Origin of the sequence: Streptomyces sp. NPDC006624 (genome assembly GCF_040611555.1) — a bacterium.
Taxonomy (GTDB): domain Bacteria; phylum Actinomycetota; class Actinomycetes; order Streptomycetales; family Streptomycetaceae; genus Streptomyces.
Genome location: NZ_JBEXOM010000003.1, coordinates 352,069 through 375,137 on the forward strand (window position 1 = coordinate 352,069; position 23,069 = coordinate 375,137).

Consider the following 23,069-nt stretch of genomic DNA (forward strand, 5'->3'; position numbering starts at 1 on the left):
TCCTGCCCTTGCTGTGTGGGTGTCGCACAGCAGTGGCCGCCGGGGGAGGGAAGGTTGCCGGGCAGCGGTGCGCACGCGGCGGCCCGGGGCGCCGCGTGCGCACGGCAGGACCTAGGCTGGGCGGCGTGAGCGACGACCGCAGCAAGGCACCGCTGGCCGTGTTCGACCTGGACAACACCCTCGCCGGCACCGCGCACCGCCAGCGCTTCCTGGAGCGCAGGCCGCGGGACTGGGACGGCTTCTTCGCGGCCGCGCCGCACGACCCGCCGCTCCGCGAGGGCATCGCGCTGGTGCGGGAGAGCGCCCGGGAGTGCGAGATCGTCTATCTCACCGGGCGTCCCGAGCGCTGCCGCCGCGACACCCTCGACTGGCTCGCCGCGCAGGGGCTGCCCGAGGGGCGCGTGTACATGCGGCGGGACGCCGACCGCCGCCCCGCCCGGTTCACCAAGCTGGAGATCCTGCGGCGGCTCGCCCGCACACGCGAGGTCCGCGTCCTTGTCGACGACGACGAACTGGTGTGCCAGGACGCCCGGCGCGCGGGCTTCACCGTCCTGCAGGCCGACTGGGCGACCCGGTCCGCCGAGATGGAGCAGGCGCAGGAGCGCGAAGGGCGGACCTGAGGCCCTTCTTGCGCCGCGATCCGAACGACAGGCCCCAGGCCGGTCGGCCGGCGCCGCGCACGCGCCCGCGCGCGATCCGGCTTCCGGGGACGGGACGGCTGGCGGCGGCTACTCGGACTCCTCCAGCCGGAAGCCGACCTTCAGCCCCACCTGCCAGTGTGCGATCCGCCCCTCCTCGAGCTGGCCGCGCACCTGCGTCACCTCGAACCAGTCCAGGTTGCGCAGCGTCTGCGAGGCCCGGCCGATGCCGTTGCGGATGGCCTGGTCGACGCCCTCGGGCGAGGTGCCGACGATCTCCGTGACCCGGTAGGTGTGGTTCGACATGCGCTGCTCCTCGGTCCAGTGACGGGGATGTCACACGTCACTCCACCGTGCCCCACGCGGCGGCGAAGCGCGAGGCGTCGCCGCCCGCCCGCGCCGCCGCGGGGGACACCGGGGTCAGCGGGCCACGCTCAGCGACAGCGCGAACCGGCACGCCCCGTCGGTCCACCAGTGGGCCAGCTCCAGCGCCGCCGCGGCCAGTTCGGCGCGTACCCCCTCCTGCCGGAACTTCGCCGACACCTCGGTGCGCAGCTCCTCGCCCGCCGCGAAGTCGACGGCGAGGCCGAGCGCCGGCACCTTCACCGTCTGCGCCGTACGGGACCGCAGCCGCATCTCGATCCACTCGTGCCCGGCGTCCCACCGCGCCACGTGGGTGAACGCGTCCGGCTCGAAGTCCGCGCCGAGTTCACGGTTGATGACCGTCAGGACGTTCTTGTTGAACGCGGCCGTCACCCCGGCCGCGTCGTCGTACGCCCTCACCAGCACCTCCTCGTCCTTGACCAGGTCCGTGCCCAGCAGCAGGGCGTCGCCCGGGGCGAGCAGGGCGCGCACCGCGGACAGGAACACGGCGCGCTCGGCGGGCAGCAGGTTGCCGATCGTGCCGCCGAGGAAGGCCACCAGCCGCGGCCCGGGCGTGTCCGGCAGCGTCAGCTCCGCGGTGAAGTCGGCGATCAGCGCGTGCACGTCCAGCCCCGGCCGCTCGGCGGCGAGCGCCCGCCCGGCCTGGGCGAGGGCGCTCTCGCTGACGTCGACGGGGACGTAGGTGTGCAGGTCCGTGAGGGCGTCGAGCAGATGCCGCGTCTTGTCCGACGAGCCGGAACCGAGCTCGACCAGGGTCCGGGCCCGGGTCGCCGCGGCGATCTCGCCGGAGCGCGCGAGCAGGATCTCCCGCTCGGCGCGCGTGGGGTAGTACTCGGGCAGTTCGGTGATCTTCTCGAACAGGTCGCTGCCGTGGGCGTCGTAGAACCACTTGGGCGGCAGCGTCTTGGGCCGGCCGGTCAGACCCCGGCGGACGTCGGCCCGCAGCGCCGCGTCCGTGGCGTCCTCGGGCAGGGTGCGGGTGAGGTGGAACGGGCTCACGTACGGGGCTCCTTCGGGTCCTTCGGGGAGGGGGCGAATGCCTCGGCCGGCTCCTTCAGCGGGGTGAGCAGCACGTCCGTGCGGCTCGCCGCGAGCAGCGTGCGGTCGGGCACCTCCTGCCAGTGCGGGTCGTCGTCGTAGGGCTCGGAGGCCACGACGGTGCCGCCGCCGGGCCGGGCGAGGTACCAGAGGGTGTCGCCCCAGGCGGTCGCGGTGATGGTGTCGCCGTTGGTGAGGAGCAGGTTGAGCCGGGAGCCGGGGGCCGCGGCGGCGACCTCCAGGACCGTGTCGGCCAGCGCCTGGCCCTCCTCGTCACCGGCGCGCAGCCGGGCCAGGACCAGCGCCCACACGAGCGCCGAGTCGTTGCGGGCCTCCAGCGACAGCAGGTCCTCGGGCGGCAGCGTCCGCGACACCGCGGCCAGCGAACCGGGCCAGCCCTTGACGGCCCCGTTGTGGCTGAACAGCCAGGTCCCCGCGGCGAACGGCGCGGCGGCGGCCTCCGCGTCCGCGCCCGACAGGGTCGCGTCCCGCACCGCGGCGAGCAGCGCGGTGGACCGCACGACGCGGGCGAGGTCCGCGAACGACAGGTCCGCCCAGACGGGCCCGGCCCGCCGGTAGCGGGCCGGCACCGGATCGCCCTCGGCGTACCAGCCCACCCCGAAACCGTCGGCGTTGACCGTCCCGTACCGCTGCCGCCGGGGCGCCCACGACTGCCGGTACAGCCCGTGCGGGGGCTCCACCAGCAGCCCGCCCAGCGGCTCGTGGGGTCCCACGTACGCCACATGACGGCACATCAGACGTCCTCCGACCGGGCCGTGCGGAACCCGGCGAAGATCTGCCGCCGGATCGGGTAGTCCCAGTTGCGGAACGTGCCCCGGCAGGCCACCGGGTCCACGGCGAACGAACCGCCGCGCAGCACCTTGTGGTCGGACCCGAAGAACACCTCCGAGTACTCCTTGTACGGGAACGCCCGGAAGCCCGGGTACGGCAGGAAGTCGCTCGCCGTCCACTCCCACACGTCGCCGATCAGCTGCCGTACACCCAGCGGGGACTCGCCGGCCGGGTAGCTGCCTGCGGGGGCCGGGCGCAGGTGCCGCTGGCCCAGATTGGCGTGCTCGGGGCGCGGGTCCTCGTCGCCCCACGGATAGCGCATCGAGCGGTCGGCGGCCGGGTCGTGGCGGGCGGCCTTCTCCCACTCGGCCTCCGTGGGCAGCCGCCGCCCGGCCCAGCGGGCGTAGGCGTCGGCCTCGTACCAGCACACGTGCACCACGGGCTCGTCGGGCGGGACGACCTCGGTGACGCCGAAGCGGCGCCTGAGCCACTGGCCGCCGTCCCGGCGCCAGAACAGCGGGGCGGCGATGCCGTAGTTGCGGATGTGCGCCCAGCCCTCGGGCGTCCACCAGCGGGGGTTCGTGTAGCCGCCGTCCTCGATGAAGGCCTGGTAGGCGGCGTTGGTCACCGGGGTGGTGTCGATGTGGAAGGGTGCCACCTCGCGCCGGTGCGCCGGGCGTTCGTTGTCCAGGGCCCACGGCTCGCCGGAGGTTCCCATGGTGAACGGGCCGCCCGGGACCAGGACTTCGGACGGGCCGGTGAACAGCGGCACCGGCTCCGGGTCGGGCGCGGTCAGGGCCCGCGGGCCCTTGCGGAGCTGATGGGTGATCAGCATGGTCTCGTCGTGCTGCTGTTCGTGCTGGGCGATCATCCCGAAGGCGAACCCGGCCTCGGTCAGCCGCGTCCCGTCGAACGCGGCCCGCTCCAGGACGTCCAGCGCCCGGGCGCGCACGTCGGCGGCGTAGGCGCGGGCCTCGGCCGGCGGCAGCAGGGGCAGCCTGGGCCGCTCGGCCCGGGGGTGCTCGAAGGCGTCGTAGAGGCTGTCGATCTCGGGCCGTATCGCCTCCTGTCCGGCGACGGCCCGCAGCAGCCACTGCTCCTCCTGGTTGCCGATGTGCGCGAGGTCCCACACCAGGGGCGACATCAGCGGCGAGTGCTGCGCCGTCAGGTCGGGCTCCTCGACGCAGCTCGTCAGCAGCGTGGTGCGGTCGCGGGCGAGGACCAGCGAGGCGACCGCGCGCTCGCGCAGCGCCTCGGGGTCGGCGGCGTCGGTGTCCGGGCCGGCAGCGGGGCGGGTGTCGGTCATGGGCGCGGGTCCTTCCCCTGGGCGCGACCGTGCGTGCCGCGCTGTCGGTCGAGCAGGTCGTCGGCGGGGCAGCGGCCCAGGACGACATGGCGGTCCAGGTAGGCGGTGACGGCCTCGACGACGTCCGGCGTGGCGCCGAGCCGGGGCAGGGCGTCCAGTGCCGTCGTGAAGCACGCGACGGCCACCTCGCGCAGTTCGGCGTCGGCCAGGCCGCGCCGGGCCGCGTCGAGCCAGAGCGGGTTGTGCGGCGCGGGCAGCCCCAGGGTGCGCTCGGCCAGCGGCTTCACGGCCCGGTAGGCGGTCTCGGTGGCCTGGGGGTCGTCGAACAGGGCCGCCGCCACGGCCAGCGGCACGATCCAGCCGTCGTCGCCGGGCTGCGCGTCGATCATGCGCAGTTCGAGATGGCCGCGCGGCCTGACCGGTGGGAACAGGGTCGTGACGTGGTAGTCGAGGTCCTCCCGCGTGGGCGGCCGGGGGTCGCCCGTGCGGATCCACTCCCGGAAGGTGAGCCCTTCGGGGACGTCCCAGGACGCGCCGTCCCGCCGTACGCACATCACGGGCGAGTCCAGCACGTGCCGGGCCCAGGCGTCGCGCGGCGTGGCGTCCAGGGGCGGTCCGCCCGCCCGGCCGGCGCCGATCCGGGTCCACATCAGCTGCCGGGTGGACAGCCAGCCGGTGGGCCGGTGCCCGGCGAGCGGGGAGTTGGCGAACACGGCCACGAGGACCGCGCCCAGGTGATGGGCCAGCCACCAGCGCCGCACATGGCCGAGGGGCCCGGGCTCCTCGTGGCCGGCGTCCAGGCACACCTGCACGGATGCGGAGCTGCACATCATGGCGCGTCCGGCAGGGCCGGTGCGGTCGAGGCAGGTCTCCATGGCGTCGTAGCGCGGTTCGCGCAGGAACCTGCGGGGTTCGTGCCAGGGATCCTGGCCGATGCCGACGAGGACGAGGCCGTCCTCACGCAGGACGGCGCGGACGGCGTCCAGGTCGGCGGAGACGGTGCGGACGCACTCCATGAGCGAGGCGGCGGGCGGCGAGCTCAGCTCCAGCTGGCCGCCGGGCTCCACGGTGAGCGCCGACCTCAGGGGCAGGGTCCGCAGGGCGGCGTAGGCCGCTCGCAGTCGATCGGGTGTGACGGGGAGCTGCGGGGCACGCAGCTCGTGGACGAGCCATTCCACCTCCACTCCCAGGCGGCGCGGCGGGCCCGTCTTGAAGCAGATGCCGCGTACCAGGGCCTCGACCTCGGCCTCGGACAGGGTGTGTGGCTCCGTACAGCCACCTACCGAATCGGACATGTCGGGATCCTCCTGAGATTCCACCATGCCATCGGTCCGGGCATTCCGGCGCCCGGACCGGGGTCACTCGTCCCACTCAAAACCCTCCCGTCGCTCGGCACAAGGGCGCGAACCGGGGCGTTCCGGGCCCGTCACACGAGCCGGCCGGGCCCTCCGCGACGGCTCCGCGACGGCTCCGCCACGGCTTTCCCGGCGTCCTCCCGCGGCGAAAACCCCGTTGCGCCACGGATGCGGAATCACCCACGATGCCTGCGTGAGCACGACAAGAAGGGCCGCGCGGCGCGCGGTCACGGCGCGCACGGGGGTGGCGCCGTGAGCGCGCGGCTGCGCGGCCTCGCGCGCGAGAACGAGCAGATCGTGGCCGCCGGGGCCTACCGGGCACCGGACGGCCGCGAGGTGTCCATCGCGGCGGAGCTGCGGGCCGCCCGGGAGGGCACGCGCGTGTACGGACCGGAACCGGTGCCGGTGTCCGCCGTCCGGGTGACGGGGACGCTGACCGAGGTCACCGGCGAGAGCAGCCTGGAGGCCGCCCGCCGGCTCGGGGGCCGGGTGGCCGTCCTGAACTTCGCCTCGGCCCGCAACCCGGGCGGCGGCTACCTCAACGGCGCCCAGGCGCAGGAGGAGGCCCTGTGCCGCGCCTCGGCGCTGTACACCTGCCTGCTCGAAGCCCGCGCCTTCTACGACCACCACCGCGCCCACCGGGACCCGTTCTACACGGACCGTGTCATCCACTCACCGGGCGTGCCCGTCTTCCGCGACGACCGGGGCCGCCTGCTGGACGAGCCGTACACCGCGGGCTTCCTGACCTCGCCCGCGCCCAACGCGGGCGTGGTGCTCCGCACGGCACCCGATCGGGCGCACGAGCTGCCGCGGGTCCTGGCCCGCCGCGCCGAACGCGTCCTGGAGACGGCCGCCGCCCACGGCTACCCCCGGCTCGTCCTGGGCGCGTGGGGCTGCGGGGTCTTCCGCAACGACCCCGCGCAGGTCGCGGAGGCCTTCCGGCGGCTGCTGGGTCCCGGTGGACGGTTCGCCGGGACGTTCGAGCACGTGGCGTTCGGGATTCTGGACCGGACCCCGGGCCTGAAGGTGCGGGGCGCGTTCGAGAGGGTGCTCGGCAGCCGGTCCGGGAGCACCGCTCAGCTCCAGCCGTAGCGCTCCTGCAGCCGCCGCCTCACCAGGTTGAAGCGCATCCGGTCGAGCGCGCAGGCCTCACGGCGCATGCCGTCCTCGTGCAGGCGCAGCACCCGGTCCACGCCGACCCACGAGTCACGCCCCGAGCGGTCCCAGGGGCCGCTGCCGATCGGCACCCACTCGGTGTCGCCGTCGTGCCGCCTGCTGGAGAGCTGCACGGCGAGGAACGTGCCCGCCGGTTCGCGGGCGACCACGAGCACCGGGCGGTCCTTGCCCCGGCCGTCGTTCTCCTCGAAGGGCACCCACGTCCAGACGATCTCGCCCGGGTCGGGATCGCCGTCGTGGGCGGGCGAGTACTCCGTGCGCACCCGGCCCACCTCGCGCGGGTCGGCCTGGACGGTGGCGGAGAGGCCGTGACGGCCCGGGACGTTCTCGTCGGCGTAGGTGCTCACGGGGGCACCTTAGAGGCCGCCCCGGCGCGCACGCCCTCCGGGTGGCGCATCGCCGGCCCGCACCCTGCGCCTGGCGCGGGCGGCGCGAGCCGCCCCACCGAGCCCGCGGCCGAGCCCGCTGCCAGAGCCCGCGGCCCCCTGCGCCTCGCGCAGGCGGCGCGAGCTCGTCGACAGCGCGGTCAGGCGGCAGCGGAACGCGCCGTCACGGGTGGCGAGGGCCAGATGTCGTCCCAGCGCAGCTTCGCCTCCAGTTGCGCGGCCACCCCCACCAGGAGCGGCTCGCTGTTCGCCGGGCCCAGCAGCTGCGCCCCGACCGGCAGGCCGTCCGGCGTGAAACCGGCGGGCACGTTGACGCCCGGCCAGCCCAGCACGTTCCACGGCCAGGCGTACGGGCAGGCGGCGATCATCGCGCGGTCGGTGGCGAACCCGCTGAGTTCGAGCAGTGCGCCGACGCGGGGCGGGGGAGCGGCGGTCGTGGGCGCGAGCACCACGTCGTACGTTGTGAAGAACCCGCCGATACGGCGGTGCAGGACGGCCTCCGCCCGCCGGGCCACCCGCAGCGGGGCCCCGCCGAGCAGCCGGCCCAGCCGGGCCGCGTCCCGGGTGCGCCGGTCCAGCAGCGCCGGGAAGGGCGCCTCGCCGACCCGCTCGGCGATCCCGGCCGTGGCCCGCGGCACGAAGGTCAGCCCGATCTGCCCGTAGGGCGGGTCGGCCTCCTCGACCGTGTGCCCCAGCGCGGCGAGCCGCTCGGCGAGGGCGACGACCCGCGCCCGCACCTCCGGCCGGAGCCGGGCGGGTACGGCCGTGAACGGCGGTTTGAGGGAGAGCGCGACGCGCAGCCGCCCGGGGTCGCGGCCGACCGCGGAGGACAGGTCGATCGCCGGGGGCCGGTGGGGGTCCTGGGCGTGGTTGCCGCTCGACGCGTCCAGCAGCAGGGCCGCGTCGGCGACCGAGCGGGCCAGGGTGCCGTTGACGGTGATGCCCTGGAAGGACTCGCCGCGCGGCCAGGTGGAGATCCGGCCGCGCTGCGGCTTGATGCCGACCAGATGGGTCCACGCGGCCGGGATCCGCACCGACCCGGCGCCGTCCGAGCCGAGCGCGGCGGGCACGAGTCCGGCGGCGACCGCTGCGGCGGAGCCGCCCGAGGAGCCTCCGGGCGTGTGCTGCGTGCTCCACGGATTGCGGGTCGCGCCGAACGCGGGCCCCTCCGTGAAGGGCCACTGCCCGAACTCGCAGGTGTTGGTCTTGCCGACGATCACGGCACCGGCCGCGCGCAGCCGCCGCACCGCCTCGCCGTCCTCGGCGACCGGCGGGAACTCCCCGCGGCAGCCGAACGCGGTGGGCTCGCCCGCCACGTCCATGTCGTCCTTCACGGCCACCGGCACCCCGAGCAGCGGCTTGCGCCCGCCCGCGGCCAGTTCCCGGTCGGCGGCGCCGGCCTCGGCGAGGGCGGCCTCGGCCCGGACGATCCGGAAGGCGTTCAGCGTGCCCTGCGTCGCCTCGATCCGCGTCAGCGTCCGCTCGGTCAGCGCCCGGGACGTCACCTCCCCCGCGGCCAGCGCACGGGCGGTCTCCGCCAGTCCTGCGGCACGGTCGAGCGTCATACGGACACCTCCGGAAGCGGCTTGTCTACCGAACGGTAACGTCCGGTGGCCGGGGGCGGAATGCCGGCGACAGGAGTGAGGGCCCGACCGTCGGCCACACCTTCCTCACTGGGCTCGCCGGCCCCTGTTCAAACCATTGACGGCCCCGCGCCTCGCCCTTAGCTTCTGAGCCCCCACGTCCGGTCGAGTCGCCGAATGCTGTTCGACATATCGACCCTGGTGCTCGAGGGAGAGCCACCGTGACCCCACGCCCCGCCGCCCCGTCCCGCCGTACCCTGCTGCGCACCCTGGCCGCCCTGCCCGCCTCGGCGGCGCTGCTGGGCGAGGCGCCCGGACTGCTGGGCGGCGCCCTGGCCGCCGCGCCCCCGAACGGCTCGGCCACCCGCTACACGATCGTCCCGTTCCGCAACAGCGACGACGGCACCGTCGACGTCTTCCAGTCCGACGACGCCACCGACTTCCGGCTGCTGCGCTCCTCCGCGTACACCCCGCCCGCGGGCCGGATCCGCGACGCGAGCGTCATCCGGCACACCGACGGCCGCTACTACGCCGCCTACACCACGCGCACCTGGCAGGACCCCAGCACCACCATCGGCTTCGCCCGCAGCCCCGACCGCGTCAACTGGACGTTCCTGTACGACCACACCGTCCCGGTCCCGGGCCTGTCGCGCGCCTGGGCGCCCGAGTGGTTCGTCGACAGCGACGGCGGCGTCCACGTCATCGTGTCCTGCTCCACCACGAACGACGAGTGGATCTTCACGCCCTACCTGATGCGGGCCACCGACAGCGCGCTCACCGCGTGGAGCACCCCGGTGCCCCTCACCGGCATCGGCGCCAACCACATCGACACCTTCATCGTGCGGATCGGCTCGACGTACCACGCCTTCCCGAAGAACGAGACGACGAAGTACATCGAGTACGCCACCGCCACGAACCTGACCGGCCCCTACACGATCCGCCGCACGGGCGACTGGGCCGGCTGGGGCAGCTACCGCGAGGGCCCCGCCCTGGTGCAGCTCGACAACGGCGCCTGGCGGATCTTCTTCGACGGCTACGGCGACGGCACCTACTACTACAGCGACAGCCGCGACACCTTCACGACCTGGACGCCCCCCGCCGCCCTGCCCGGGATCTCCGGCACGGCCCGGCACTTCTCGGTCGTCAAGGAGACCGTCACGGGCGGACCGAGCCTGGCCCGGAACACCACCCGCTCCTTCCGCTCGGCCAACTACCCCACCCGCCACTGGCAGCGGCAGTCCTCCCTGCTGAACCTGCCCGTCGTCGACGGCTCCAGCGGCAGCGCCGAGAAGCAGGCCGCCACCTTCACGGTCGTCCCCGGGCTGGCCGACGCCGGCGGCTGCTCCTTCCGCGACATGACCGGCGCCTACCTGCGCCACTGGGACTTCCGCGCCCGCTTCGACGCGAACGACGGCACGCGCACGTTCGCCGAGGACGCCACGTTCCTGCTGCGGGCCGGCACGGCGTCGGGCTCCGTCCGCTTCGAGTCGTACAACCACCCCGGCCGCTACCTCCGCCACTACGCCTACCAGCTGCGCGTCGAACGCTCCGACGGCACGGACCTGTTCCGGCAGGACAGCTCGTTCGTGCCGGTGACGGCCTGGGCCTGAGCCGCGCGCCGGCCGCTCCCCGGCGTGTCGCGGCACCGTCAGGGGGCACTGGGAGACGATGGGCGTTTCCTCGGACAGTCACCGGAGCGCACGGAGAGGCAGGGGCCGCGTGGACCAGCGGGTCACCCGGGACGCGACCGCCGCCCGGACCGGAGCGGCACCGCCCGGCCCCGGCGGCCGGCGCGAGGACGGCGACGCGACGGACACCCGACGGCGGATCCCGCGCACCGACGCCGTGCTGCGCGACGCCCGCCTGGAGGACGCCGCGCAGCGGCTCGGGCCCACGGTCGTGAAGACGGCGGTGCGGCAGGCCCAGGAGCGGGCACGCGGCGGTGCGATCGCGCCCGAGGACGTGGCCGACGCGGCGGTGGCCCTGCTGCCCGGCACCCCGGGCGGACTGCGCGCGGTGCTCAACGCCACCGGCGTCGTCCTGCACACCAACCTCGGCCGGGCCTCACTGTCGGCGGCGGCCCGGCAGGCCGTCCAGGAGGCCGCCGGACCCACGGACGTCGAACTCGACCTGCGCACCGGAGTACGGGCCCGGCGCGGGCGCAGCGCCCTCGCCGCGCTCCGGGCGCGCGTGCCCGCGGCGGCCGCCGCGCACGTCGTGAACAACGGCGCCGCCGCACTCGTCCTGGTGGCCACCGCCCTCGCCGCGGGCCGGGACATCGTCATCAGCCGGGGCGAGATGGTGGAGATCGGGGACGGTTTCCGCCTGCCAAACCTGCTGGAGTCCACCGGGGCACGGCTGCGTGAGGTCGGCACCACCAACCGCACGACCGTCGCCGACTACGCCGCCGCCCTCGGCCCCGGCACGGCCTTCGTGCTGAAGGTGCACCCGTCCAACTTCCGCGTCACCGGCTTCACCAGCGCGGCCACGGTGGCGCAACTGGCGGCGCTCGGCACCCCGGTGGTCGTCGACATCGGCTCCGGGCTGCTCGCCCCGCACCCCCTGCTGCCCGAGGAGCCCGACGCGCAGACCCAGCTGCGGGCCGGAGCGTCCCTCGTCACCGCCAGCGGCGACAAACTGCTGGGCGGACCGCAGTGCGGGCTGCTCCTCGGAGAAGAGGCGCTGGTCGGGACCGTGTCCCGGCATCCGCTCGCCCGCGCCCTGCGCGTGGACAAGCTGACCCTGGCCGCGCTGGAGGCGACCCTGACCGGGCCGCGGACACCGACCGCCGCCGCCCTGAGCGCCGACCCGGACCGGCTCAGGGCACGCGCCGAACGGCTCGCCGCCGCACTTCGCGCCGACGGCGTCGACGCCCGGGCCGTGCCGAGCGAGGCCACCGTCGGCGGCGGGGGCGCCCCCGGCGTGACGCTGCCCAGCGCCGCCCTGTCCCTGCCCGAGCCGTACGCCGCCGCCCTGCGGGCCGGCCGGGTCCCCGTGGTGGGGAGGCTGGAGGGCGGCCGGTGCCTGCTGGACCTGCGGACCGTGCCGCCCGAGGACGACGGGGCACTGGCCGGGGCGGTCCGCTCGGTGGAGAAGGAGTAAGGCGGCATGCGGGTACTGGCGACCGCCGGTCACGTCGACCACGGCAAATCGGCGCTGGTGCGGGCGCTGACCGGGATGGAACCCGACCGCTTCGAGGAGGAGCGGCGCCGGGGCCTGACCCTCGACCTGGGGTTCGTGTGGACCGCGCCCGACGGACCCGGTGGCCGGCGCATCGCCTTCGTGGACGTGCCCGGTCACGAGCGGTTCGTGGCGACCATGCTCGCCGGCGTCGGACCCGTACCGGCCGTGCTGTTCGTGGTGGCCGCCGACCAGGGCTGGCAGACGCAGTCACAGGAGCACCTGGAGATCCTGGACGCGCTCGGCGTGCGGCACGCCGTCCTCGCGGTGACCCGCAGCGACCTGGCCGACCCCGGGCCGGTGCGCGCCGACGCCGTCGAGCGCATGGCGGCCACCTCGCTCGGCCACGTGCCGTCCGTCGCCGTGAGCGCGGTGACCGGAGCCGGCCTGGACGGGCTGCGCCGCGAACTGGACCGGCTGGGCCGGTCGCTGCCCGAGCCGCCCGCCGGCGCCGACGTCCGCCTGTGGCTGGACCGCGCCTTCACCGTGCGCGGTCACGGCACCGTCGTCACCGGCACCCTGGGCGAGGGCACCCTGCGCGCCGGCGACCGGCTCGTCACCGGCGACGGCACCACGGCGCTGCGCGTCCGGGGACTCCAGTGCCTCCAGGAGGACGTCACCGCCGCCCGCGGCGTGGCGCGCGTGGCCGTCAACGTGCACGGCCCCGCCGACGCCGCCCTGGGCCGGGGCGCGGTGCTGCTGACCCCCGGCCGCTGGCTGCTCACCGGCGTGGCCGACGTGCGGGTGACCGGAGAGCCGGTCGCGGACCTGCCCCGCACCCTCACCCTGCACCTGGGCACCGCCGCCGTGCCGGTCACGGTCCGCCCGTTCGGCGACGACACCGCCCGGCTGACTCTCCGGCGGCCCCTGCCCCTGCGCGTCGGCGACCGCGCGGTCCTGCGGGAACCGGGCGGGCGGCGCCCACCGTGCGGGGCGACCGTGCTGGACGTACGGCCCCCACGGCTGGCCCGGCGGGGCGCGGCCCGCGCCCGGGCCGCCGACCTCGCGGGCATGACCGGCCGCCCGGACGGCGCGGCCGAGCTGCGCCGCCGCGGGCTCGTGACGCGCTCGCAACTGCGGGCCATGGGCGTGGCCGCACCCGGCGAGCCCGTCGCCGGGGACTGGCTCGCCGACCCCGACCACTGGGCGGCCCTGCGGGACCGGCTCACCGCCGAGGTGGAACGCCACGCGGCGCGGCACCCGATGGAGCCCGGCCTGCCCACCGAGGCGGCCCGGCGGCTGCTCGGCCTGCCGGACCGCTCCCTGGTCGACGCCCTCGCCGCGACGGCGGCCGAGGTGCGCCGACGCCACGGGCGGCTCCACGGCCCCGGGGGCACCGGACCCACCCTGCCGCCGCCCGTCCGCGCTGCCGTCGACGCCGTGCGGCGCGATCTGGAGCACGCCCCCTTCCGCGCCCCGGAGGCCGGCCGGCTGGCCGAACTGGGCCTCGACCGCAAGGCCCTCGCCGCGGCGGTCTGCGCGGGGGAACTGCTGGCGGTCGGCGACGGCATCGTCCTGCTCCCGGACGCGGACAGCGCGGCCGCCGCCGTCCTGAGGGAGATCGCCCAGCCGTTCACGCTCAGCGAGGCCCGCCGGGCCCTGGACACCACCCGCCGGGTTGCCGTGCCGCTGCTGGAGTACCTCGACACCCGCGGGTACACCGAGCGGGTGGACGCCCAGCGCCGGCGCTGCCGGGCGGGCACGGAGAACGGAAGCGGAGGCGGACGGGAATCGAACCCGCCTGCCCGAGATCCTCGGGCACCTCGGTTTTGAAGACCGGGAGGGCCACCAGGCACCCACACGCCTCCGCCCGACAGGCTAACCCCATGGCGACCCCGTCGTCGGCAAGGAGAACCCTCGATGACCCCGACGCGCGAAGCCCCCGTACGGCTCACCCGGTACGCCCACGGCGGCGGCTGCGCCTGCAAGATCCCGCCGGGCGAACTGGAGGACGTGCTTGGCCACCTGACCGCGCCTCGCGCGACCGGGGGCGACACGCCGCTGCTGGTCGGGCTGGCCACGGGCGACGACGCCGCCGTCGCCGCCCTGCCCGGCCCGGACGGGGCCCCGGCCTCGGCGGTGGTCTGCACCGCCGACTTCTTCACCCCCGTCGTGGACGACCCCTACGACTGGGGGCGCATCGCCGCCGCCAACGCCCTGTCGGACGTCTACGCGATGGGCGGCCGCCCGGTCCTGGCCGTCAACCTGCTCGCCTGGCCCCGTGACGTGCTGCCCCTCGACCTGGCCCGCGAGGTGCTGCGCGGAGGGCTCGACATCGCCACCGAGGCGGGCTGCCACGTGGGCGGCGGACACAGCGTGGACGACCCGGAACCCAAGTACGGCATGGCCGTCACCGGCCTGGCCGATCCCGGGCGGCTGCTGCGCAACGACGCGGGCCGGCCGGGCGTGCCGCTGTCGCTCACCAAGCCCCTCGGCCTCGGCGTGCTCAACAACCGCCACAAGGCCACCGGCGAGCGGTTCGAACAGGCGGTCGCCACCATGGTGGCCCTGAACCGGGACGCGTCGGCCGCGGCCCTGGCGGCGGGAGCCACCTGCGCCACCGACGTCACCGGCTTCGGCTTCCTGGGCCACCTGCACAAACTGGCCCGCGCCTCCGGGGTGACGGCGGTCGTCGACACCGCCGCCGTGCCGTACCTGGACGGCGCCCGGGAGGCGGTGCGCGACGGGTACGTCAGCGGCGGCACCCGGCGCAACCTGGAGTGGGTGGCGCCGTTCACCGACTTCGGGGACACCTCCGCCGGCACCCGCCTCCTGCTGGCCGACGCGCAGACCTCGGGCGGCCTGCTCGTGGCCGGGGAGGTGCCCGGTGCCCCGGTGGTGGGGGAACTCGTCCCGCGCCGGAGCCACTCGGTCGTCCTGCGCTGAGCGCCTGCCGGGTCACAGTTCCGTGCCCGTCCGGTCCGTGATGCCCGCCCGCTCCCGGTAGGCCCTCACCAGCTCCACGGCCGCCGGGCCCCGGGGACGGCGGCCCGGCCGGATGTCCACCGCGAACGCCTTGGTCTCCTGGATGTGCGTGTTGGGATCGAGCGACAGGTGCACCAGCTCGTTGGCGGCGTCGCCGGTGCTGTAGCCGTTGGGTCCCCAGTGGTAGGGCAGGCCCACCTGGTGCAGGGTGCGCCCGTGCACGGTCAGCGGCGGCACGCGGTCGGTGACCAGCACCCGCGCCTCGATCACCCCGCGGGCGCTGACGACCGTCGCCCAGCCGGTGTGCTCCAGACCGCGCTCGGCCGCCAGCCCGGGGGACACCTCGCAGAAGAACTCCGGCTGCAGCTCCGCCAGATAGGGCTGCCAGCGGGACATGCCGCCCGCGGTGTGATGCTCGGTGAGCCGATAGGTCGTCGCCACGTACGGGAAGACCTCCGTGCCCGGTTCGCCCGCGCTGGGCTGGTAGCGGTTGTCCGGGTGCGGCGGCAGCAACTGCCGTACCGGATTGCGCTGCCGGCCGTACAGCAGGTTCGGGAACGGGGAGTCCTGCGGTTCGTAGTGCGCGGGCAGCGGCCCGTCGGTCAGCCCCGCCGGGGCGTACAGCCACGCCTTGCCGTCGGCCTGCATGATGAACGCGTCGGTGCCCGAGAGCGCCTCGGGCCCGGTCGCGTCCTTCGGGGGCCGGTGGCCGGGGGCCTTGTCCGCCTTGAAGTCGGGGATGTCGTGGCCCGTCCACCGCCCGCGCTCCGCGTCCCACCACACCAGGGCCTTGCGTGTGCTCCACGGCCTGCCGTCCGGGTCGGCGGAGGCGCGGTTGTAGAGGATGCGCCGGTTGGCGGGCCACGCCCAGCCCCACTCGTTCGCCACCCAGTCCTGCTGCCCGCCGGGCTTGCGCCGGGCGGCCTGGTTGACGCCGTCGGCGCGGACGCCGCAGTAGATCCAGCAGCCGCAGCTGGTGGAGCCGTCGGCGGCGAGCTGCTCGTAGGAGGCCAGTGGACTGCCGTCTGCGTCCCGGCCGTTGATCTCGGCCAGCACCGACTCGGCCTCCGGCTCGGCCAGTGCGCCCCGGGTCGGGTAGTCCCAGGTCAGGTCGAGCAGCGGACGGTCCATGGGGTCGGTGGACGCGGCGAGCTTCTGCCGGATGATCCGCCCGAGGTGGTAGGCGAACCACAGGTCGCTGCGGGCCTCGCCGGGCGGTTCCACGGCCTGGTGGTGCCACTGCAGCAGCCGCTGGGTGTTGGTGAACGTGCCGTCCTTCTCGGTGTGCGCGGCGGCCGGCAGGAAGAACACCTCGGTGCCGATGTCCTGCGTGCGCAGCTCGCCCGTCTCGATCTCCGGGCCGTCCTGCCACCAGGTGGCCGACTCGATGAGGGAGAAGTCCCGTACGACGAGCCAGTCCAGGTTCGCCATGCCCAGCCGCTGGAGCTTGGCGTTGGCGGAACCGACCGCGGGGTTCTCGCCCATGAGGAAGTAGCCCTTGCAGGTGCCCTCCAGCTGGGCCATGACGGTCTCGTAGGTGGAGTGGGAGCCCGTCAGACGCGGCAGGTAGTCGAAGCAGAAGTCGTTGTCGGCTGTGGCCGCGTCGCCCCAGTAGGCCTTCAGCAGACTCACCAGGTAGGCGCGCATGTTGCCCCAGTAACCCTTCCGCGCCGCCTGCGACCGGACGAAGGATTCCAGATCGTCGTTCTCGTGCGCGTGCGGCATCGGGATGTAGCCGGGGAGCAGGTTGAACAGGGTCGGGATGTCCGTGGAGCCCTGGATGGAGGCGTGCCCGCGCAGGGCCAGGATCCCGCCGCCCGGCCGGCCGATGTTGCCCAGCAGGCTCTGCAGGACGGACGCCGCGCGGATGTACTGCACCCCCACGGTGTGCTGCGTCCAGCCGACCGCGTAGGCGAACGCGGTGGTGCGCTCGCGCCCGGAGTTGTCCGTGATGTGCTCGCACACCTGGCGGAAGAGGTCCTGCGGCACGCCGCAGATCCGCTCGACCAGTTCGGGCGTGTAGCGGGCGTAGTGCCGCCTGAGCACCTGGAAGACGCAGCGCGGGTGGGTCATCGTCTCGTCGCGTTCGGGCTCTCCCGCGCCGATGTCGGCGCCGCCCGAGCCGAGCGCCTCGCCGCGCCCGGCCTCCGACACCGACGCGCCGCCGTCCGTGCGCCTGTCGTACCCCTGTTCGCGCAGTCCGGAGGCCGCCTGCACCTCCATGCCCTCGTACTGCCAGCCGGCCGGGTCGTACGTGCGGCTGTCGGGGTCCAGGCCTGAGAAGACGCCGTCGAGGTCCTCGGTGTCGCGGAACTGCTCCCGCAGCAGCACCGGGCCGTTGGTGTAGGCCACGACGTAGTCGCGGAAGTACTGGTCGTTGCTCAGGACGTGGTTGATGATCCCGCCGAGGAAGGCGATGTCCGTGCCCGCGCGCAGCGGCACGTGCAGGTCGGCCAGGGCGCTGGTGCGGGTGAAACGCGGGTCGACGTGGATCACCTTCGCGCCCCGGGCCTTGGCCTCCATCACCCACTGGAACCCGACCGGATGGCACTCGGCCATGTTCGAGCCCTGGATGACGATGCAGTCCGCGTTCTGCAGGTCCTGCTGGAAGGTGGTCGCGCCGCCGCGTCCGAACGAGGTTCCCAGACCGGGAACGGTGGAGGAGTGTCAAATACGCGCCTGGTTCTCGATCTGCACGGCTCCCAGCGCGGTGAACAACTTCTTGATCAGGTAGTTCTCCTCGTTGTCCAGCGTCGCCCCGCCGAGGCTGGCGATGCCGACGGTGCGCCGGGTGCGCGTCTCGTCGACCTCCCACTGCCAGCCGGCGCGGCGGGCCTCGATCACCCGGTCGGCGATCATGTCCATCGCCGTGTCCAGCTCGAGACGCTCCCACGCGGTGCCGTGCGGACGCCGGTACAGGACCTGGTGCTCACGGCTGTCGCCGGTCGTCAGCTGCAGACTGGCCGAGCCCTTCGGGCACAGCCGGCCGCGCGAGATCGGGGAGTCGGGGTCGCCCTCGATCTGGGTGACCCGGCCGTCCTCGACGTAGACGTTCTGGCCGCATCCCACGGCGCAGTACGGGCAGACCGACTTCACCACCCGGTCGGCGCTCGCCACCCTGGGCGTCAGCCGCTCACTGGTCCCGCTCCTGGCGGCGGCGCCCCGGCCCAGCGGGTCGGTGCCCTTCAGCTGCCGGTAGACCGGCCAGGAATCGATCCACGTGCGCACGCCCATGCCGTCCGCCCTCCCGTGGTGCCCGTGTCCTGCCTCGGCGCAGCGGAGTACCCGCGTCGCACCCGTCGAAACCGGCGCCGGTGTCCCCCTCCGGGGGCCGCCCGGTCATCCTTCCGCCGCCCGCAGGCGTGCGCGCTGCGGTACGACCGTGAACTTCGGGTCCTCCGCCGAAACCACCCCGGCGTGGAAGACGCCGAAGCGCAGCGCGGCGGACCCGCCCAGCAGCGCGGCACCGGCCACCGCGCCCGGCCCCCGGCCGCGGCGCCGCCCGGCGACCGCCGCCAGCGCCGCGCCGCCCGCCGTCAGGACCTCCGCGGCCCGCAGCAGCCGCTTCGGCGTGCCCTCCTCCTCGAAGGGCTCCGCCGCCAGACCCATCCGCCGCTTCATCAGCCCGAACGCGCCCAGCTCCAGCGCCGCGCCCAGCGCCGCCATGCGCCGTGCGGGCCCCGTCTGCTCCGCTGGCGCGCACACCAGCGCCAGCCCGGCCGCCGCGGTCGCCCCGGACCCCGCGAAGACGAACGGCATCTCCCGGTAGCCCTCGTGCCAGGAGGGCACGGCGGTGTCGGAGATGAGCACGGCGGTGTACGTGGCGACGGCCGGGCCGAGGACGGCGGACGCCGCGGTCGCCGCGGAGCCCACGAGCCGGTACCGGCGCGCGACGTCGGTGGCCGCGGCGACCATGGTGAGCGGTGCGTATCCGGCCAGTAGCCATGACCCCAGATTCATGGGAGAGGTCGGTTTGAAGACGCGGAGCATGTTGATGAAGCGGGCGGGGCGCCCGAGGTCGTGCACGAGTGCGGCCAGCGAGAGCGAAATGGCTCCCGCAGCCCCGAGTTTGGCCGCCCTGGCCACCGCCGGCCGGCCGGTGAGCTGTGCCCCGGCGGCCAGCAGCGACGACGCGCCGGCCAGGCCGCCCAGGTACAGGTAGCCGGCGATGTCGAGGGGTTTCCAGGTCGGTTTGTTGAGGATCGGCTTGCCGTAGTACGAGGAGAACTCGGCGTCGGGCACCATGGCGCGCTCGCCGCGCCCGCGCCGTCGGCGACGGCGCCCTGCCTGTTCCCCGGTGACGGCTTCGCGGCCGGGCCGCGCGCCTTCCCTGCCGGCGCGGGTCACGTCCGAGTCGCTCATCGGGGCCTCCGGAGGAAGCTGGCGACGGCCAGCGCCCCGAGCGAGGCGGCGGCCAGGGCGGCGTGCCGCCACATGTCGGGCAGATCGCGGGTGGTGACGACCGGGTCGGGCGGCAGCCCGTACACCTCGGGCTCGTCGAGCAGCAGGAAGAACGCGCCGTCGCCGCCGACCCCGTCGTCGGGGCTCTCCCCGTACAGCCGGGCGTCGGGGACACCGGCCGCGTGCAGCTGCGCCACCCGGCCCGCCGCCCGCTCCCGCAGCTCCTCCAGCGGCCCGAACTGGATGGAGTCGGTGGGGCAGGCCTTGGCGCAGGCCGGCTCCATGCCGACGCCGAGCCGGTCGTAGCACAGGGTGCACTTCCAGGCGCGCCCGTCGCCCTTGCGCTGGTCGATGACGCCGTACGGGCAGGCCGGCACGCAGTAGCCGCAGCCGTTGCAGATGTCCTCCTGCACGACGACCGTGCCGAACTCGGTGCGGAACAGCGACCCGGTGGGGCACACGTCGAGGCAGGCGGCGTGCGTGCAGTGCTTGCACACGTCCGAGGACATCAGCCAGCGCAACTCGGTGCGCCCGTCGGGTGCCAGGGGCGAGATCTCCCCGGCGGGCGCTCCCGCGGGCGCGGACCCCGCCTGCGGGGCGGTGGCGCCCGGGCCGGGGGAGGAGGGCGAGGTGCCCAGCCGCCCGGCCGCCGCGAAGACGTCGACGTCCTCGTGGCCGCCGCCGGGTTCCTGGCCGCCCAGCGGTTTGCGCTGCTCGATGAAGGCGACGTGCCGCCACGTGCTGGCGCCGAGCCCCTGGGTGTTGTCGTAGGACATGCCGGTCAGTTCCAGCCCGTCCTCCGGAACGGCGTTCCACTCCTTGCACGCCACCTCGCACGCCTTGCAGCCGATGCAGACGGAGGTGTCGGTGAAGAAGCCCATGCGAGGCGGGGCGTCCGGATACCCGGACGCGCGGGCCACGTCCGGGTGGGGGCCGGTCGGCGGATGGCCGTGCCCCGGTCCGGTGGCCGCCCGGCGGCCCCCCGTCGTGCTGTCGTCGGCCATGACCGTGCCTCCGCCCTCGTGCCGTTCGATCCGGCCGGCCGCCCGCCGCGATCGGACGCCGGCCGCTCGCTCCGAGCCTGGCACGGGTGCCCGAGGCGCGCCCGGCCGAAACGGAGCCGAGGCACCGGCCGGGTGGCGGGGCCCCTCCTCTGGACGGCGGAACATCCGGTTCGCGCGTCCCTCCGGGGGGTAAGGCCGCAGCTCCACGACACGGAGAGGGAGTGGGGCACATGACCGTCGCGGCCACGGGGCCGGTGCCGCGGTGAGCGGGGTCGTCGCGGGTCTGTCCCTGCTCGGCGTGGCCGGGCTCGTGATCGTCGCGCTGTACGGGGCGGCGTGGGCCGTACGGGTGGTCCGTGAGCCGCTGGCTGCCGCGCCGTTCGGGTCGGGCCTGGAACCGGGCGAGCATGCGGTCAGCCGGTTCCACGTGCGGTGGTACGCGGTGACGATGCTCTTTCTCGCGTTCGACATGGAAATGGTCTTCATGTATCCCTGGACCCGCGTCATCTCCGCGATGGGGCCCAGTGCCGTGCTCGAGATGTTCGTCTTCCTCGCGATCCTGCTGACCGGGGTGATCTACGCCTGGCGGGAGGGCGCCCTGCGATGGACCTGACCACACCGCTGCTGCGCGCCGCCGCCGGGCGCCCCCGGGTCCTGCTGCTGCCGATGCCGGGCGCCACCGGCGTACGGCTCGCGGCCGAACGGGAGCTGAGGCTGCGGGACTTCCCCGCCGCGCTCACGCCCGCGGAGGCCGACGTCCTCCTGGTGGCCGGGCCCGTCCCTCCCGCCCTGTCGGCGGCGGTGGACCGGCTGTGGCGGGACACCCCGGCACCCCGGGCCCGCGTGCACGCGGACGCTCCCTCGGACGTCACCTCGGCGCTCGACGCGGCGCGCACCCGGCTGGCGATGCTTCCGGACACACCCCCGGACGCACCCTCGAACGCCCACCCGGCCCCGGACCAGGACTCGGACCGGGACGCGGATGCAGACGCGGCCCATGACACCGACGACGGTCACGGCGGCCACGACGCTGACGCCGGTGACGGCGCGGGCCATGACGACCGGGACGGCGGCCACGGCGGTCGCGGTGAGGGCCATGACGACCAGGGCGAGGGGCAAGAAGGGCACGGCGGAGGCCACGGGGACCACGGCGGCCACGGCGGTCACGGCGGCATGGAGATGCCCGCCGGTCTGCCCATGGCCGAGCGAGGGCCCGACCGCGACGGCCTGGCGCTGGACCGCCTCCACGTACCGCTGGGACCGCTGCTCACCGACTGGCCGGCCGGTCTGACGGTCCGGCTGACCCTGCAGGGGGACGTCGTCCAGGAAGCCACCGTCGACGACCCGGTCACCCCCGCCCCCGGGGCGGCACCGCCCGCGCCCTTCTGGACCCGGCCGTGGCAGCGGGCCGCGGCCGGCGAACCGGTCTCCGCCGGGGAGGCCGCGCGGCGCCGGGCCGCGGCGCACCTGGACAGTCTGGGACGGCTGCTGGCCGTGGCCGGCTGGCCCGCGCAGGCCGTCACGGCACGGCGGTTGCGGGACGACCTCCTCGACGGGGCCGCGGGGGAGGAGCTGTCGCGGCGGCTGCGGAGGTTCACCCGGCGGGTGGGCCGCTCCCGCACCCTCCACTGGCTGACACACGGCATCGGGCCCCTGTCCACGGCCGACGCCGGCGCCGCCGGGGTCGGCGGACCGGCTGCGCGAGCCGACGGGGACGTACCGGCCCGCTACCGGCAGTGGCTCGCCGAGACGGAACGCGACGTGGCCCGGCTCGGCGACCCCTCCCCGCTCGACCCCGGCCGTGAGGAGGGCCCGCGCGGCGGTCCGGACGCGTCGGCCGCCCTGGTGCGCCTGCTGCCCGGGCTGCTCGAAGGCGCGGAACTCGCGGCGGCCCGGCTGATCGTGGCCAGTCTGGACCCGGACCCGGACGAACTCGCCGTCCGGGTGCGGGAGGTGGCCGGTGGTTGAGACCGCGCCCTGGTGGGGGCTGCTCCTCGCCCCCGCCCTCCTGTTGCTGTACGCGGTGGCGGCGGTGGCCGGGGACGCACTGCTGGCCGCCGGACGGGCGGGTCGGCCGGTGACGGCCACGGCGGCGCTGCGCCCCCTGCTGGACGTGCCGCGGGCGCTGCTCGCCCAGCCGCGCCGGACACCCGCCCCGGACCTGCTGCTGTGGCGGCTGGGCGTACTGATCGTGCCCGTCGCGGCGGTCATGTCCGTGCTGGTCGTCCCGCTCGGGAACCGGACGCTCGCCGATCTGCCGGTGGGCATCGTGTGGTTCAACGCCATGGAGGTGCTCACCTGGGCGGGGCTGTGGCTGGCCGGGTGGGGGCCGAACGCGGCGTTCCCCCTCGTCGGCGGCTACCGCTTCCTCGCGCAGGGCCTCGCCTACGAACTGCCGCTGATGTTCGCCCTCATCGCACCCGCGACCGGCGCGGAGTCGCTGCGCGTGGGGGACTTCGTCGCCGCACAGCAGGGGCTCTGGTACGCGGTGTGGATGCCGGTCGCCTTCCTCGCGTTCCTGGCGGGGGTGCTGGCGTTCGGGTTCATCGGGCCGTTCGCGTATCCGGCCGGGGACGACCTCGCGGGCGGCGTGCTGGGCGAGACGGCAGGTGTGGACCGGCTGCTGCTGCGGGCGGGCCGGTGGCTGTGGCTCGCGGCCGGGTCGGCGATGGCGGTGCCGCTGTTCCTGGGCGGCGGCGCGGGACCCGGGCTGCCCGCCTGGGCCTGGTCGCTGCTGAAGACGCTCGCCGTGCTGGCGCTGCTGGTGTGGGTCCGCCGGCTCCTGCCGGTCGTCCGCGCCGACCGCTACATGGAGGTCGCCTGGGTGGTGCTGGTGCCGCTGACGATCCTCCAGGCGCTGGTCGCGGCGCTGGTCGTACTCAACCGATAGCCCCGCTGAGG

General features: G+C 75.2%; 18 protein-coding genes, 1 tRNA gene and 1 pseudogene. 9 read left to right on the top strand and 11 right to left on the bottom strand.

Translation table 11 applies throughout. From position 1 onward, the window contains the following. Window positions 1-125: 125 nt before the first annotated feature. Window positions 126-620: a hypothetical protein gene (locus ABZY20_RS07945; RefSeq protein WP_356438163.1), complete on the top strand. Its 495-nt coding sequence runs from the start codon at window positions 126-128 to the stop codon at window positions 618-620. A 108-nt stretch (window positions 621-728) separates the two neighbouring features. Here ABZY20_RS07945 and ABZY20_RS07950 read toward each other — a convergent pair whose 3' ends face one another. The 5 genes from ABZY20_RS07950 to egtA all read right to left on the bottom strand — a co-directional run bounded on the left by ABZY20_RS07950 (window position 729) and on the right by egtA (window position 5,453). Next, window positions 729-944, bottom strand: coding sequence for a dodecin (locus ABZY20_RS07950; RefSeq protein WP_356438166.1), 216 nt, complete (start codon window positions 942-944; stop codon window positions 729-731). 114 nt (window positions 945-1,058) lie between these two features. Beyond that, window positions 1,059-2,021, bottom strand: coding sequence for an L-histidine N(alpha)-methyltransferase (gene egtD, locus ABZY20_RS07955; protein ID WP_356438168.1), 963 nt, complete (start codon window positions 2,019-2,021; stop codon window positions 1,059-1,061). Continuing rightward, window positions 2,018-2,815 (bottom strand): ergothioneine biosynthesis protein EgtC, encoded by a 798-nt coding sequence (egtC, locus tag ABZY20_RS07960; protein ID WP_356438171.1) that lies wholly within the window; start codon window positions 2,813-2,815, stop codon window positions 2,018-2,020. The genes egtD and egtC overlap by 4 nt, the downstream gene beginning before the upstream one ends. Continuing rightward, window positions 2,815-4,158 carry an ergothioneine biosynthesis protein EgtB gene (gene egtB, locus ABZY20_RS07965; protein WP_356438174.1) on the bottom strand — a complete coding sequence of 448 codons (1,344 nt, stop codon included), beginning with the start codon at window positions 4,156-4,158 and terminating at the stop codon, window positions 2,815-2,817. Before egtB ends, egtC begins: the two co-directional genes overlap by 1 nt. Continuing rightward, window positions 4,155-5,453 carry an ergothioneine biosynthesis glutamate--cysteine ligase EgtA gene (gene egtA / locus ABZY20_RS07970; protein WP_356438176.1) on the bottom strand — a complete coding sequence of 433 codons (1,299 nt, stop codon included), beginning with the start codon at window positions 5,451-5,453 and terminating at the stop codon, window positions 4,155-4,157. Before egtA ends, egtB begins: the two co-directional genes overlap by 4 nt. 312 nt (window positions 5,454-5,765) lie before the next feature. Between egtA and ABZY20_RS07975 the strand changes: the two genes are divergently transcribed. After that, window positions 5,766-6,605: a TIGR02452 family protein gene (locus ABZY20_RS07975; protein WP_356438179.1), complete on the top strand. Its 840-nt coding sequence runs from the start codon at window positions 5,766-5,768 to the stop codon at window positions 6,603-6,605. Here ABZY20_RS07975 and ABZY20_RS07980 read toward each other — a convergent pair. After that, complete coding sequence (locus ABZY20_RS07980) at window positions 6,590-7,036, bottom strand: type II toxin-antitoxin system PemK/MazF family toxin (RefSeq protein WP_356438181.1); 447 nt, start codon at window positions 7,034-7,036, stop codon at window positions 6,590-6,592. The two genes, ABZY20_RS07975 and ABZY20_RS07980, sit on opposite strands and share 16 nt — an antisense overlap. Before the next feature lie 179 nt (window positions 7,037-7,215). Next, on the bottom strand, window positions 7,216-8,640 hold the full coding sequence (locus ABZY20_RS07985) for an amidase (protein ID WP_356438184.1): 1,425 nt from the start codon (window positions 8,638-8,640) through the stop codon (window positions 7,216-7,218). Between the two features lie 239 nt (window positions 8,641-8,879). Here ABZY20_RS07985 and ABZY20_RS07990 point away from each other — a divergent pair, with 239 nt between their 5' ends. The 3 genes and pseudogenes from ABZY20_RS07990 to ABZY20_RS08000 form a co-directional block, all read left to right on the top strand. Further along, window positions 8,880-10,268, top strand: coding sequence for a glycoside hydrolase family 43 protein (locus ABZY20_RS07990; protein WP_356438187.1), 1,389 nt, complete (start codon window positions 8,880-8,882; stop codon window positions 10,266-10,268). Between the two features lie 217 nt (window positions 10,269-10,485). Beyond that, a complete protein-coding gene (gene selA / locus ABZY20_RS07995; protein WP_356438675.1) occupies window positions 10,486-11,760 on the top strand; it encodes an L-seryl-tRNA(Sec) selenium transferase in 1,275 nt (424 codons plus the stop codon). 6 nt (window positions 11,761-11,766) lie between these two features. After that, window positions 11,767-13,512, top strand: a pseudogene (locus tag ABZY20_RS08000) (SelB C-terminal domain-containing protein); the annotation flags it as partial. 40 nt (window positions 13,513-13,552) lie between these two features. Here the strand turns inward: ABZY20_RS08000 and ABZY20_RS08005 are convergent. Next, window positions 13,553-13,646 (bottom strand) — tRNA-Sec (locus ABZY20_RS08005). Between the two features lie 52 nt (window positions 13,647-13,698). On the opposite strand from ABZY20_RS08005, the gene selD reads away from it, so the two are divergent. Continuing rightward, window positions 13,699-14,724 carry a selenide, water dikinase SelD gene (gene selD, locus ABZY20_RS08010; RefSeq protein ID WP_356438190.1) on the top strand — a complete coding sequence of 342 codons (1,026 nt, stop codon included), beginning with the start codon at window positions 13,699-13,701 and terminating at the stop codon, window positions 14,722-14,724. 12 nt (window positions 14,725-14,736) lie between these two features. On the opposite strand, the gene fdh is transcribed toward selD, so the two are convergent. From fdh to ABZY20_RS08025, 3 genes are all read right to left on the bottom strand, one after another. Further along, window positions 14,737-17,997, bottom strand: a complete 3,261-nt coding sequence (gene fdh, locus ABZY20_RS08015; RefSeq protein ID WP_356438193.1) for a formate dehydrogenase — start codon at window positions 17,995-17,997, stop codon at window positions 14,737-14,739. A gap of 105 nt (window positions 17,998-18,102) precedes the next feature. Then, a complete protein-coding gene (gene nrfD / locus ABZY20_RS08020; protein WP_356438196.1) occupies window positions 18,103-19,125 on the bottom strand; it encodes an NrfD/PsrC family molybdoenzyme membrane anchor subunit in 1,023 nt (340 codons plus the stop codon). Next, window positions 19,122-20,045 (bottom strand): 4Fe-4S dicluster domain-containing protein, encoded by a 924-nt coding sequence (locus ABZY20_RS08025; RefSeq protein WP_356438676.1) that lies wholly within the window; start codon window positions 20,043-20,045, stop codon window positions 19,122-19,124. Before ABZY20_RS08025 ends, nrfD begins: the two co-directional genes overlap by 4 nt. Before the next feature lie 385 nt (window positions 20,046-20,430). Here ABZY20_RS08025 and ABZY20_RS08030 point away from each other — a divergent pair, with 385 nt between their 5' ends. The 3 genes from ABZY20_RS08030 to ABZY20_RS08040 are packed head-to-tail and all read left to right on the top strand — an operon-like array spanning window position 20,431 to window position 23,058. Continuing rightward, window positions 20,431-20,781 carry an NADH-quinone oxidoreductase subunit A gene (locus ABZY20_RS08030; RefSeq protein WP_356438199.1) on the top strand — a complete coding sequence of 117 codons (351 nt, stop codon included), beginning with the start codon at window positions 20,431-20,433 and terminating at the stop codon, window positions 20,779-20,781. Next, on the top strand, window positions 20,772-22,136 hold the full coding sequence (locus ABZY20_RS08035) for a hypothetical protein (protein ID WP_356438201.1): 1,365 nt from the start codon (window positions 20,772-20,774) through the stop codon (window positions 22,134-22,136). The genes ABZY20_RS08030 and ABZY20_RS08035 overlap by 10 nt, the downstream gene beginning before the upstream one ends. After that, window positions 22,129-23,058 (top strand): complex I subunit 1 family protein, encoded by a 930-nt coding sequence (locus ABZY20_RS08040; protein WP_356438202.1) that lies wholly within the window; start codon window positions 22,129-22,131, stop codon window positions 23,056-23,058. Before ABZY20_RS08035 ends, ABZY20_RS08040 begins: the two co-directional genes overlap by 8 nt. Window positions 23,059-23,069: the final 11 nt, after the last annotated feature.

What these genes read in the sequence shown, in the direction of transcription:
- ABZY20_RS07950 (WP_356438166.1), bottom strand. Translation starts at nt 944, where the DNA reads ATGTCGAACCACACCTACCGGGTCACGGAGATCGTCGGCACCTCGCCC.
- egtC (WP_356438171.1), bottom strand. Translation starts at nt 2,815, where the DNA reads ATGTGCCGTCATGTGGCGTACGTGGGACCCCACGAGCCGCTGGGCGGG.
- egtB (WP_356438174.1), bottom strand. Translation starts at nt 4,158, where the DNA reads ATGACCGACACCCGCCCCGCTGCCGGCCCGGACACCGACGCCGCCGAC.
- egtA (WP_356438176.1), bottom strand. Translation starts at nt 5,453, where the DNA reads ATGTCCGATTCGGTAGGTGGCTGTACGGAGCCACACACCCTGTCCGAG.
- ABZY20_RS07985 (WP_356438184.1), bottom strand. Translation starts at nt 8,640, where the DNA reads ATGACGCTCGACCGTGCCGCAGGACTGGCGGAGACCGCCCGTGCGCTG.
- selD (WP_356438190.1), top strand. Translation starts at nt 13,699, where the DNA reads ATGACCCCGACGCGCGAAGCCCCCGTACGGCTCACCCGGTACGCCCAC.
- nrfD (WP_356438196.1), bottom strand. Translation starts at nt 19,125, where the DNA reads ATGAGCGACTCGGACGTGACCCGCGCCGGCAGGGAAGGCGCGCGGCCC.
- ABZY20_RS08025 (WP_356438676.1), bottom strand. Translation starts at nt 20,045, where the DNA reads ATGGGCTTCTTCACCGACACCTCCGTCTGCATCGGCTGCAAGGCGTGC.
- ABZY20_RS08035 (WP_356438201.1), top strand. Translation starts at nt 20,772, where the DNA reads ATGGACCTGACCACACCGCTGCTGCGCGCCGCCGCCGGGCGCCCCCGG.